The following is a 12,811-nucleotide window of genomic DNA, read 5'->3' as shown; positions in this document are numbered from 1 at the left end:
ATCAGAAATCCATTTATTTCCTGTAGCGGTCCTAATAGGGGGTCGGCGATCAGGACATTGGCGGTGACGTTAACATCTTGAGGGTCGTTCAGATTTTTGCTGGGAAATTGAATATTATTTCCCCCATCATTAAATTGAACCCCCGTTTGTTGTTTAACATTAAACCCATTGATGCCTACATTATTAGCAACAATCGTATTGGTGAGGGTTGTATTAGTTCCCCCTCCCCAAAACCCGCCACCTTGGAATCCAGCCACGTTATTGGCGATGGTGGAGTTTAAAACATTAACAGTATAGCCATCACGAATATTAATAGCGATGCCACCTCCTAATCCCTGACGGGTATTGGCTAATTGGGCGCGGTTGTCAGAAAATGTAGTATTCACCAGGTCAAGATTAGTGCGTTCTCCAACCCATAAACCCCCTCCCTGACTTTCCGCTAGGTTATTAGTAAAGCTGGTATTGCTAATTCTTACCGCCCCATTTCCAAGACGTAAACCGCCACCTAGCGCATCTCCATTGGAACTTGTAATTACCTGATTGTTGAGGATTTTACTCTCTTCAATTACCACGCGATCGCCATCATAAACATAGAGAAAGAGTCCTCCCCCTTGTCCAGCCCCGCGATTGCCTTCAAATCGACTACTGCGGATAATAATATCTCCAGATGTATCAGCATTAGTGGTTTCTGAAGCGCCATCCGTATAAATCGCCCCCCCATATCCCATCGTATTTTGATTGAAAATACCCCCGGGAGTTGAATCGTTATTGATAAAGACAGAATCTTCTACCGTCAAGGAACTTAATAAGCTATTAATCGCCCCGCCATTAATCCCTTTATTGTTGGTGAAGGTACTGCCAATGACTGACGTATTGCTCACGCTCTTGATGGCAATTGCACCTCCCCCTCGTTCGCTATTAGTTGGGGTAGCATCATTCCCATCAAAAGTAGAATTTAGAATAGTATTATTGCTTCTAAACCCGGCAAAAATTGCCCCACCCCCTTCTCCCGTAGCCACATTATTCCTAAAGGTAATATTTTCAACCGTTAGAGTGCTGCGACTTGCGGTGTAAATCCCTCCACCTGCACCTAATTCTCCAATTCCCGTAGCTTTTCCATCGGCGATGACCAGATTTCTGAGGTTAACGCTACTCGGAACAAAATTAGTATTTTCTTTAACGAAGAAAACTCGACTGGCATTATTGCCACTAATCGTAATCCCCGGGGCATTTGCACCATCAAGGGTTAGGTTTTTATTGAGTTCTAATTGACCGCTAGTTAGGGTAAGGGTTTGATTAGCAAGACTGGAGTCAAACTGGATGGTATCTCCTGCTTGGGCGGAGGCGATCGCATTTCTTAAAGACCCCGCCCCACTATCATTGGCATTGGTCACCGTTAGAATTGCCAAGACTCCCGAATATGCCATCATCGCCTCGGGTTTCAATGCCAAGGGTGCGGTTATTTCTCCAGTTTTAAAGGCTAAATCCCAGTTGCCTCCCCGTTCGGAATTGCCCGTAATATCCACCGATGCAGCAATATTAACCCCCAGCAAGTGACTCAGGTTTCTCACAAATTCTGCACCGATTCCTGCTGCCACTTGGCATCCGTATAGCAACAGATTTCCTTGAGGGACAACTGCTTTGGACCAGGACTGCAAAACGGAGTGATACTCGGCTAAATTATCCCCGGATAAGATAACATTTCCCAGTTGTAGAGAACCAGGACTGCCGTGAGAAATAATATGGATAGAATCTACGGTTTCTTCCCGAACGGTTAAGGTTTGTAAAACCTCCGTAATCTGCTGGACGCCATCGGTTAATTCATCTAACCCGATCGCCTGGGCATTTTCCCCGACTCCCTGGAGTAAACTTTGATAATTTTCTACTTGCGAGTCGATGAAAACTAGCGTTTTTGACACCGGGATTCCGCCCTTGTCTTGGTTTTTAATCAAATCAAAATCAATCGCCATCTGGACTACTCCAACCCTTACTTTTTTGAGTAGATGCCAGCCCTGATTGAAAAAAGCGATCGCCCTTAAAAATCACAACTTGATTTTCTGAATGCTTTTTTCTTTAATATTTCTTCAAGCCTCTTAATATAAAACAGGATTCTCTGGGAACAGATTAAGGAACGCCCCTAGTTTTCCGAGGTATTTCAACTTGAGATTAATATGTCTTTAATCTCACTTGGCTCAAAAACCGCAGCCTAGTATCAGCCCTCTCAAAACCTGCTTTGAAAATAGGCTGTAAAAAATCACCTAAACCGAATAAAAACCCCGGAATTAATTTCCTCAGTCCTCTGGTAAGATAGGCCCGTAACCCAAAATATAATCTTTAAATTTATAAAAATTTCGCCTAAATTGAATGACCCTCAGAAACCTCAAAACTTGAGAGTGCCTACCGGGCAGTTTTCCTTTCTTTAAAAAATAACCCCGGATAGAACAAAGGAGGAGTCCAACTCCTCCTTGCAAGCCAAGAAAGGATGATAGATCTAACCTGACTTCCAGTTTTCATTGGGTATGCTTCTCTTCCACTCAATGGAAGGGCGATCGCCTGAAGGGACCGCTGCCGTGATAACTACAATTCGCTTGACTTGGGGCCTGAATTAAAAGTTCCCCTGAAGGGGGTTGGAGGGCTTAAAAAACCGAAGCAAAAATAGACCAGTATTCCCCCTTACCCTCCCTATTCCCCTATCCCTATCGGCGGATTTTCCCGATCTGCCCTCCCTAAAATTGGCTTGAAAACCCAGTTCCCGAATCACCAGAGGGGTCTCTCTTCCCGGACTCAACAGCACCCACCCTGAACCGGAGTCTCCCCCGTCACCGATCATCCCTCACCTCTGCTTGTACGGTTTATACGAATTAGCACTCGGCACCATAGAGTGCTAAATTTTCTACTTGGAGCAGATTGAGAAACCGACTACTATGGCAAAAATTATTTCCTTTAACGAAGAATCCCGTCGGGCGCTAGAACGTGGGGTCAACGCCCTCGCCGATGCAGTCCGAATCACGATGGGACCGAAAGGACGCAACGTGGTCCTAGAAAAGAAATATGGCGCACCAGATATCGTAAATGATGGGATCACCATTGCTAAAGAAATCGAATTAGAAGACCCCCTGGAAAACACTGGGGCCAAACTGGTGCGCGAAGTCGCCGCCAAAACCAAAGACATTGCCGGTGATGGGACCACCACCGCCACGGTCCTAGCCCAAGCGATGATTCGCGAAGGCTTAAAAGTCGTGACTGCCGGTGCAAACCCAGTGTCAGTCCGCCGTGGGATTGAAAAAACCGTCGCCTACTTGCTAGACGAAATTCAAGCTTTGGCTAAACCCGTGGAAGGGGATGCGATCGCCCAAGTCGCTACCGTATCCGCTGGCAATGACGAAGAAATCGGTCAGATGATCGCCTTGGCGATGGATAAAGTCACCAAAGATGGCGTGATCACCGTCGAAGAATCTAAGTCCCTCACCACGGAACTCGAAGTCGTCGAAGGGATGCAGCTCGATCGCGGCTATATCTCCCCCTACTTCGTCACCGACAACGAACGGATGATCGTCGAGTTTGAAAACCCGGCTATCCTGATTACCGACAAAAAAATCAGTTCCATTCAGGACCTCGTCCCCGTCTTGGAAAAAGTGGCCCGCGCCAGCAAACCCCTCTTAATCATCGCTGAAGATGTCGATGGCGAAGCTTTGGCAACCCTGGTGGTGAATAAAGCGCGGGGTGTCTTAAACGTCGCTGCGATTAAATCCCCTGGATTTGGTGAACGCCGGAAAGCGATGCTGCAAGATATCGCCGTCCTCACCAATGGTCAGATGATTTCTGAAGAAATTGGTCTGAGTCTGGATACCGCCACCCTGGATATGCTGGGAACTGCCCGCAAGGTGACCATCACCAAGGAAAGCACCACCATTGTGGCGGATGCGGATGACAAAAACAAAACAGCGATTCAAACCCGCATCGGTCAAATTCGCAAAGAATTAGACAGAAGCGATTCCGACTACGACAAAGAAAAACTCCAAGAACGGATCGCCAAACTCGCCGGGGGTGTCGCCGTGATTAAAGTGGGCGCGCCGACGGAAACGGAACTCAAAGAACGCAAACTGCGGATTGAAGACTCCCTGAATGCCACTAAAGCAGCCGTGGATGAAGGTATCGTTCCCGGTGGCGGTACGACCCTGATTCATCTGGTGAGCAAAATTGAGTCCCTTAAAGCGAGTCTCAATGATGAAGAAATCCTCGGGGCCGATATTGTCGCTAAAGCTTTAGAAGCACCTGTGCGTCAAATTGCTGATAACGCCGGTGTTGAAGGCAGCGTGGTTGTGGAAAAAGTGCGGGAAAGTGCCTTTAATGTGGGCTACAACGCGCTAACGGGTGAATATGTGGATATGATTGCTGCGGGGATTATCGACCCGGCTAAAGTGGTGCGATCGGCCTTGCAGAATGCAGCTTCGATCGCCAGCATGGTCCTGACGACAGAAGCCCTGGTGGTTGAGAAACCTGAACCTGCTGGTGCGATGCCTGACATGGGCGGCATGGGCGGCATGGGCGGCATGGGCGGCATGGGCGGCATGGGCGGCATGGGCGGCATGGGCGGCATGGGGATGATGTAATCCCTGTGTTTTAAACCACAGATTTCACAGATTTTCACAGAAGGAAGAGTTGGAGGGGTGTTGCACTCGTCTAACTCTTTTTTTTTATCGCAAGATGGGGCTGCCGTGATGGTGGATGAGATACCATTTTCCCCCCATGTTTTCATAGAGGTTGGTGGCGTTGGAGAGGGATTGGTTTTTCCGTCCGCTGCTGGTTTGGGTGACTTTTTCGATGAGGGCAATATAGGCGAGGTTGCCGATTGAATCGCTGGCGGTAATTTGAAGTTCGATGTCTAGGGTGGTGGTGGCTTTAAAGATTTGTTGCCAGGAGGGGCGGATTTCTTCCCATCCTTTGAGAATTTTGCGTCCGGGATGGATGCAGAGGGTGTTGATACCTTTGGACCAGATTTCGCTCATGGCTTCCATGTCTTTGGTCTGAAAGGCGCGATAAAAGGCGAGGTTGGCTTCGAGGATGGCGGGTTCGGCAGACATGGGTTGGTGAATGAAGGGTGATTTTGATTTATTGTAGGGGAAGCAATGCTTTGATGAGTTTATTTTAATGCCGCTACCTGAATCAAGCCGACTGCAATTGACTGAGGATTTGACGATTTGCCGCGTTTTAAATGGGATGTGGCAGGTGTCTGGTGCTCATGGTCCGATTCATCCCCAACGGGCGATCGCCTCGATGTTTGACTATGTGGATGCAGGATTCACAACTTGGGACCTAGCGGATCATTATGGTCCGGCGGAGGATTTTATTGGAGAATTTCGTCGTCAGTTGGCTGAAAAACGCGGGGAAGCGGCCCTGGAAAATCTTCAAGCGTTTACGAAGTGGGTACCTCGTCCGGGTAAAATGACTCGGCAATTGGTGGAGAAGAATATCGATATTTCCCGCCAGCGCATGGGGGTGGATGCGTTGGATTTGATGCAGTTCCACTGGTGGGATTATCAAGATAAAAATTATCTGGATGCCTTGAAGTATATGGCGGAACTTCAGGCGGAGGGAAAAATTAAGCATTTAGCCCTGACGAATTTTGATACGGAACATTTGGCGATTATTGTCGAGAATGGGATTAAAATTGTCTCGAATCAGGTGCAATTTTCAATTTTAGACCGCCGTCCGGAACAGCAAATGGTGCCGTTTTGTTTGGAGCATGGGATTAAGTTATTGGCCTATGGAACTTTAGGGGGTGGGTTACTTTCTGAAGGGTATTTAGGACAGCCAGAACCGAGTCCAAGGGTTCTGAATACGGCTTCTTTGAATAAGTATAAAAATATGCAAGCGGCTTGGGGAAGTTGGAGTTTGTTTCAGGAGTTGTTAGAAACGCTTCAGAAAATTGCTAATCAATATCAGGTGTCGATCGCCAATGTAGCCGTGCGATATGTTCTCGAAAATCCTGCGGTAGCCGGTGCGATTGTGGGAACAAGATTGGGAGTGGCTGAACATATTCAGGCTAACGCTAAGGTGTTTGATTTTCAGTTGACTGGGGCGGATATTCAAAAAATTGATGGGGTTTGCGATCGCGCCCGGAATTTGTTGGAATTAATTGGGGACTGTGGGGATGAATATCGCCGCCGGTAACCTCGGGGTCAAGGTTTGGGGTTGCACAGAAAGCAATTCCGTGGGAAACGGGCGATCGCACTCCAGATTGGGAAATCCTCAACCCCTAAACTATAGCCGAATCCGGGGTCTTGTCCCCCTCTAAAATGGCGGATTACCCTCCCCACCCTGGGTTCAAAATCGTGCCTCTCGGACCGCGCAAATAGGTTAGAATACAAAGGCGAATCTGATAATTTCTCTTAAACATGACAGGATCTAAGGTAACGTTTGCCAAAAATAAGGGGTTCTGGAAAGAACTCAACCGTCGAGTTGAAGCCTATTTTGAGGCGGAAAACATCCCCAAACGCGATTGTCCACAGATGTATCTGAAAACCCTAACTCTCGTTTTATGGATGGTTGGGGCTTACAGTTTTACACTCTTTGGTCCCGCTGGAATGGGCTTTAAAATTCTGGGCTGTATGGTTTTAGCCGCAGGAATAGCCGGTTTTGCATTTTGTGTGGGTCACGATGCCAATCACGGCGGTTATTCTAATCATAAATGGCTGAATCAAAGTCTAGGATTAACCTACGATGCGATCGGATTATCGAGTTATTTATGGAGGTTCCGCCACAACTATCTCCACCACACCTATACCAACATTCTGGGCCACGATGTGGAAATTCATGGGGATGGATTAGTCCGAATGTCCCCGGATATGCCGCACAAATGGTATCATAAATTCCAACATTTGTTTATCTGGTTTATTTATCCCCTCATTCCAGTGTATTGGTCGTTCTGCGATGTTCAAATTATTTTGTTCAAGCGCAAATATCATGACCATGTGCTGCCGACTCCTTCCCCGATGACTTTGGCAACCTTGCTGGGGGGTAAGTTGGTTTGGTTGGGTCTGTTTATCGGAATTCCTCTGGCTGTGGGATACAGTCCCTTAACAGTCATCGGCGGATTTCTTCTAACTTATTTTACCTACGGAGCGATCATCTGTGAGGTATTTATGATGGCTCATGTGATGGATAACGCTGAATTTATTACGCCGGATCCTGAACATAACCATGTGGATGATGAATGGGCAATTTTTCAGGTTCGCACGACCGTCGATTTTGCGCCCAACAATCCCTTTTGTACTTGGTATATGGGAGGACTGAATTTTCAAGTAGTCCATCATTTATATCCCCATATTTGCCACATTCATTATCCTGAACTTTCTAAAATTTTGATGGAAGTTTGTGAAGAATTTGGAGTGAAATATCAAATTCATGAAACCTTAACCGGGGCCATGATTTCTAATTTTAATTGGTTGAAAGCGATGAGCATTCCGCCAAAACCTCTGGCAGCACCTACTCGTGAGTTAGCCAGTAATTTGGCTAAATAAATTTACCCCTTCTGACTCAACCAGACCCTCCCCTGATTGGGATGAAGTGAAGGGAGTAACCTTAATGAGGTGGGCAATGCCCACCTTACTTCTTCTCTCTCTCCTGAATTAGGGGGAATTTATGAATTGACCCGATTCTTAATCTAGCGAGGGAATTCAGAAAGGAATTTAACCCAGAAGTAAGAGGAAAAGCGAGGATGAAACAGCGATTAATTAGGGCTGTAATGCTATTCATGATCATGGCAATCAGTCTGATGGGAATACAACCGGCAATGGCAGCCAATTCGGGGGAGGGGGCTAAACTTTTTACGGTTCACTGTGCCGGGTGTCATGCCAATGGAGGTAATATTATTCGCCGAGGAAAGACCCTGAAACTTAAAGCTTTAGCTAAAAATCATCGGGATACCCAAGAGGCGATCGCCCAGTTGATTACCCAGGGGAAAAACCCGATGCCTGCCTACAATGACCGCTTAAGTATTCCAGAAATTGAAGCGGTAGCCGCCTACGTTTTGGAACAGGCAGAAATCGGCTGGCAATAACGGGTTTCACTCGGGAATGTTCTCGGCAGTGGGAGTCATCTCCATCGGCAACCACAGGGTAAAAGTAGACCCTTTTTCCGCCTCACTTTCCACCCTGATTTCACCCCCCATCATCTTGCAGAATCGTTTGGAAATGGCTAGTCCTAAACCCGTTCCCCCATACTTACGAGTCGTGGAGGCATCGGCTTGACTAAAGGCTTCAAAAATGTTTTCCAGTTGTTCGGGGGAAATGCCGATGCCGGTATCGCTGAGGCGAAACTCAATTCCTGGAGTCTTTTCCCCAGGAGTGTCAGGGGTTACAGGATCATGAACCCATTCCCCAGATTCACTGGGAGTAACGGTTAAGGCGATCGTCCCGTTTTCGGTAAATTTCGCGGCATTACTGAGCAGATTGAACAAAATCTGCCGCACTTTGGTTAAGTCTCCCGTCATCACTCCCCCCGCTGGATCGCAGTTGATTTCTAAGTGATTGCCATTTTTTTCGATTAAGGGTTTAACGGTACTGATTACCTCAGAAATCAGCAGGGTGATGTCGAACGGTTCCAGATACAGGGTCATCCGTCCGGCTTCAATTTTTGAGATATCTAAGATATCGTTAATTAAAGCTAATAGGTGTTTTCCAGCGGTTCTAATTTTGGTCAAGTCAGCGATCGCCTCTTGCTCTCCGGCATCCTCCATTTCCTCAGTGAGGATTTCGCTATAGCCGATAATGGCATTGAGGGGGGTGCGAAGTTCATGACTCATATTAGCCAAAAAGGTACTTTTAGAACGACTCGCTGCCTCTGCGGCATGGAGTGCCTTTTTCAGGTCTTGTTCGGCGCGAACTCGCTGGGAAATGTCTGTACTAATCGAGATCAGTCCGACAATGGTCCCGCTGGGGTCCTTAATGGCATCGGCACTCAACAGGACCGGAATGGTCCGATCGCCCGAAGTGCGGTGGATGACTTCTCCACTCCAGGAGTTCCCCCCCATAATCGTTTCAAATACCTCGGTCCCGAGGATCGGGTCCGCAAAAACCGCTAGGGGTCCTCCTGCGGCATTTAACTGTTCCGGGGTCTCATATTCATAAAGCCGAGAAAATGCCGTATTTTGATAAATATGACAGCCAAACCGATTACTTATGGCGATCGCATCCCCAGAACTTTCCACCGCCTTGCGCGTGAGAATTAATTCAGATTCCGCTTGTTTGCGGGCGGTGATATCTTCCACCATTGCGATCGCAAACTGCGCCGTTTCTCCTTTCCCAGACACCAGAGAAACACTCAACCGACCCCAAATTTGACTCCCATTTTTACAGCGATATCGTTTCTCAATTTGATACCCCTTCCGCTGTCCCCTAACCATCTCGGAAGCGAATAACCGTTCCGTATTTTGGTCTAACGGATCACTCAGTTCCAGACAAATTTTACCCTGTAATTCCTCGTGGGAATACCCTAACATCGACTGAAATGCCGGATTGCTATCTAAAATCTCCCAATCCAAAGTTCGCACCACAATCCCAATAGCAGCCCCTTCAAACACTGCCCGAAACCGTTGCTCACTCTCCCGTAAAGCCCCTTCAACATTGGCGCGTTCGATAATTTCTATCCGCAACTGTTCCAAACTGGTATTCAGTTCAGAAGTGCGCTGTTTGACTCGCCGTTCCAGTTCCGTATTGGCATGATTGAGCGCCTCTTCTGCTATTTTATGGTTGGTAATGTCGCGAGAGTTAATCACCAACCCGTTCACCGCCGGTTCCGCCAGCAAATTGCGGCCTATTGATTCAAAATATAAAATCTCTCCCGTCGCCCGCTGCACCCGATACTCAATTTTCATAATCAAGTCGGGATGGTTACTGAGCATCTGATAGGTCTCCCTCACTTTTTCCACATCATCGGCATGGACAAATCCGGTGGCATTATGACCAATCAGTTCTTCGGGATAGTAACCCAGGATGCGCTCAACCGAGGGACTATGGTAGCGGATTGTGCCATCGGGTTCAAGGATGGTAATCATATCCGAGCTATTTTGAATCAGCGATCGCCATTTGGCTTCGCTTTGAGTCACGGCTTTTTCGGCTAACTTGCGATCGGTAATGTCAATCATCACCCCTTCCCAGAGAATATCTCCATTCTCCTGTCGTTCCGGTCGGGCCACACATTGCAACCACTTGAGCGTACCCGATCGCATGATAAATCGGCCTTCCCATCGCCAAGGTTCCATCCGTTGAATCTTCGTGGTCAGGGATCGCTCATAACTCGATCGGTCCTCGGGATGAATCATCTCTCCCAAAATATGAGGATGCTGCTTCATATAGTCCGGGTCTACCTCCATCACATCCAAACAACCGGAGGATAAAAAGGGAAAAGAAACCGCTCCATCTTGATGGATAATCGACTGATAAATTAATCCCGGAATACTATCGGCTAACTTTTGAAACCGCGCTTCACTCTGTTCTAAAGCCCGGATGGCTACAAATTTTTCCGTCACATCCTGCACCAGAGATGCGACTCCTATCATCTGACCCTCAGCATCTACTAAGGGGGTATTGTGCCACTCACAAATAATCACCCGCCCATCTTTAGTTTGATTCTCGTTGGTACTATAAATCCCGCCTTTTTGATGTAAGAGTGCTTGTAAGACTTCTTCGTTCACTTCCCATTGAGCAGTCTCGGGAATCAAGTCTAAGGCATGATGCCCCAGGATTTCCTCCCGGGTATAGCCAAACAGTCTTTCCGCTGCGGGGTTCCAGTTGCTGACTTCAAATTTTAAGTTCCACTCGACTGCCGCCAGGGGAGTTTGCTGGAGGTGAATCGCTAATTTTTGTTGGGATTCTTGGAGGGCTGATTCTGCCTGCTTGCGATGGGTAATATCCGTGGCAGTCCCGGTGGTCCCGATGATATTGCCCAACTCGTCCCGCATCAGGACCGCATTGAAACTCAAACATACCGGGGTTCCATCTTGGCGGCGATGTTGGGTTTCGTAGGGAAAAACCGACTCCCCAGCTTGCAGGCGATCGAACATCTGCCGATCTTTAACCCCTTGTTCCGGGTCCATAAACTCGAAAAAGAATCGCCCCAGCATCTGGTGGGGTGCATATCCGTAAATCTCTTGGGCCGCTTGGTTGACAAAGGTCCAGCGGCCCTCCTGATCCAGGGACCAGATTAAATCCCGAGAGGTTTCGACTAAATTCCGGTAATGGCGTTCACTTTGATGCAGGGCCGCTTCTAACTCCTGCTGTTCCGTGATGTCTCGCCCCACGGCATAACTGATGCTGTCTGGATAGTGGCACGTTTTCCAGGCAAACCAGCGATAGCTCCCATTTTTGTGGCGACAGCGATTGGTAATGGATAGCTCAGATTGGTGAACGGTATGGGGGATGGTGATGGCGCGTTCTTGATCGTCGGGGTGGAGAAACTCAATCCAAGGGCGTCCCAGCAATTCTTCCTGGGTCCATCCGAGGATATGAGTCCATGCCGGATTCACCCGCTTAAAATAGCCATCGGTTCCGATAATACAAAAGAGATCGGCAGAGAGTTTAAAGAAAATAGTGGAGACGAGGTGAAGCGCCTCTGTCTCTGTTTTGGCAGTGTTCAGTGCCTCGTAAAAGCGATGGGAATCCCCGGGTGCATTCATATATTTTGCCAATCCTGTTACTAAATCTCTAGAGGCTGTTGACCCCTATTTGAGCGATCGCCTCCCCTGACCTGATGGGTCACCTTGCCGAATTGTCTTCACCCTGATTTGTCCCTGGAAACCGGTACCGATGGATACTATTTCTGGACTTAAGAAAATAGAAACTCGAAAAAGTAGATGGCCCTGCAAAAGCTGTTTTTCCTGATTTCCATTCCCTGAACTCTGGAAATCCCCTAGGTCGTGCGTCGAGTCGGTCTAAATCATGTAGATTCAAAGGTTCGGGCTGATTCTCGACCTTGATCGCCAAGCCTCTCGGAAAGGAAAAAGCCCCTTGCTGGAATTCTACAACCGATTTAGACGCTGTATATTCCTACTTTTAAAGATCATCTTAAGTTTGACAAAATCCTTGAGGGTTAGTCAAGTATGGGGGCTAATCTTCAAATTTATAGCCCACACCAATAACGGTTTTAATAAAAGATGGATTGGCCGGGTCCAGTTCGATTTTTTTTCGTAAGCGGGCGACATGAGTATCCACAACCCGTTCATCCCCGAAAAAGTCATCCCCCCAGAGTTTTTCTATCAGTTGCGATCGCTGCCAAACCCGTCCGGGATAGCTTAAAAACGTTGACAGCAGATTAAACTCCAAAGTAGTTAAATCCAAGGTTTCTAACTCCCGATTTTCCACTTGCCTGGTGGCGATGCGTCGGTCCAGATCCACCATGAAATGTTCAGTTTGGTAAACCTGAGAACTCTGATTCCCTTGTCGCAGACTCCGGCGCAATAAAGCTCGGACTCGCGCCACCAATTCCCGAGGACTAAACGGTTTGACCATATAATCATCGGCCCCGGTGGATAAGCCAATCACCCGGTCAATTTCCTCTCCTCTAGCGGTGAGCACTAAAATATAAGGGTCTTTAGGTCCTGGTTTTTGCCGGATGCGCGCACAAACTTCTAACCCATCTAATCCGGGTAACATTAAGTCTAAAACAATTAAGTCCGGCTGTTCTTCTTCAAAGACGCGCAGGGCAGTCAAACCATCGCGACTATTGATGCAGTGAAAGCCTTCGGCTTCTAATGCCCGCCCCACAATTCGAGCAATTTCCGGTTCATCCTCAACGATTAAAATTTTCATAC

General features: G+C 47.7%; 8 protein-coding genes. 4 read left to right on the top strand and 4 right to left on the bottom strand.

Annotated features, from left to right (window positions below; all coding sequences use genetic code 11):
• A partial coding sequence (locus tag NG795_RS13725) for a DUF4347 domain-containing protein (RefSeq protein ID WP_367289220.1) occupies positions 1 to 1,970 on the bottom strand: 1,970 nt, incomplete at its 3' end.
• Positions 1,971 to 2,924: 954 nt separating this feature from the next.
• On the opposite strand from NG795_RS13725, the gene groL reads away from it, so the two are divergent.
• Positions 2,925 to 4,613, top strand: a complete 1,689-nt coding sequence (gene groL, locus NG795_RS13720; protein ID WP_367289219.1) for a chaperonin GroEL — start codon at positions 2,925 to 2,927, stop codon at positions 4,611 to 4,613.
• 84 nt (positions 4,614 to 4,697) lie between these two features.
• Here the strand turns inward: groL and NG795_RS13715 are convergent, their stop codons facing one another.
• The gene (locus NG795_RS13715; RefSeq protein ID WP_367289218.1) at positions 4,698 to 5,084 is read right to left on the bottom strand and encodes a nuclear transport factor 2 family protein; all 387 of its coding nucleotides are present in this window, start codon (positions 5,082 to 5,084) and stop codon (positions 4,698 to 4,700) included.
• Positions 5,085 to 5,151: 67 nt separating this feature from the next.
• Between NG795_RS13715 and NG795_RS13710 the strand changes: the two genes are divergently transcribed.
• From NG795_RS13710 to NG795_RS13700, 3 genes are all read left to right on the top strand, one after another.
• The gene (locus NG795_RS13710) at positions 5,152 to 6,174 is read left to right on the top strand and encodes an aldo/keto reductase (protein ID WP_367289217.1); all 1,023 of its coding nucleotides are present in this window, start codon (positions 5,152 to 5,154) and stop codon (positions 6,172 to 6,174) included.
• 224 nt (positions 6,175 to 6,398) lie between these two features.
• A complete protein-coding gene (locus NG795_RS13705; RefSeq protein ID WP_367289216.1) occupies positions 6,399 to 7,523 on the top strand; it encodes a fatty acid desaturase family protein in 1,125 nt (374 codons plus the stop codon).
• Positions 7,524 to 7,762: 239 nt separating this feature from the next.
• Positions 7,763 to 8,062, top strand: a complete 300-nt coding sequence (locus tag NG795_RS13700; protein ID WP_367289215.1) for a c-type cytochrome — start codon at positions 7,763 to 7,765, stop codon at positions 8,060 to 8,062.
• A gap of 6 nt (positions 8,063 to 8,068) precedes the next feature.
• On the opposite strand, the gene NG795_RS13695 is transcribed toward NG795_RS13700, so the two are convergent.
• A complete protein-coding gene (locus NG795_RS13695) occupies positions 8,069 to 11,677 on the bottom strand; it encodes a PAS domain S-box protein (RefSeq protein ID WP_367289214.1) in 3,609 nt (1,202 codons plus the stop codon).
• A gap of 430 nt (positions 11,678 to 12,107) precedes the next feature.
• A complete protein-coding gene (locus tag NG795_RS13690; protein WP_367289213.1) occupies positions 12,108 to 12,809 on the bottom strand; it encodes a response regulator transcription factor in 702 nt (233 codons plus the stop codon).
• Between the last annotated feature and the right edge of the window lie 2 nt (positions 12,810 to 12,811).

It is taken from the genome of Laspinema palackyanum D2c, from assembly GCF_025370875.1.
GTDB lineage: Bacteria > Cyanobacteriota > Cyanobacteriia > Cyanobacteriales > Laspinemataceae > Laspinema > Laspinema palackyanum.
This window is presented reverse-complemented; position numbering and strand designations above follow the sequence as displayed.

Coding starts and splice junctions, on each gene's coding strand:
- NG795_RS13695 (WP_367289214.1), bottom strand. CDS start 11,677: ATGAATGCACCCGGGGATTCCCATCGCTTTTACGAGGCACTGAACACT.
- NG795_RS13705 (WP_367289216.1), top strand. CDS start 6,399: ATGACAGGATCTAAGGTAACGTTTGCCAAAAATAAGGGGTTCTGGAAA.
- NG795_RS13700 (WP_367289215.1), top strand. CDS start 7,763: ATGGCAATCAGTCTGATGGGAATACAACCGGCAATGGCAGCCAATTCG.
- NG795_RS13715 (WP_367289218.1), bottom strand. CDS start 5,084: ATGTCTGCCGAACCCGCCATCCTCGAAGCCAACCTCGCCTTTTATCGC.
- NG795_RS13690 (WP_367289213.1), bottom strand. CDS start 12,809: ATGAAAATTTTAATCGTTGAGGATGAACCGGAAATTGCTCGAATTGTG.
- NG795_RS13710 (WP_367289217.1), top strand. CDS start 5,152: ATGCCGCTACCTGAATCAAGCCGACTGCAATTGACTGAGGATTTGACG.
- groL (WP_367289219.1), top strand. CDS start 2,925: ATGGCAAAAATTATTTCCTTTAACGAAGAATCCCGTCGGGCGCTAGAA.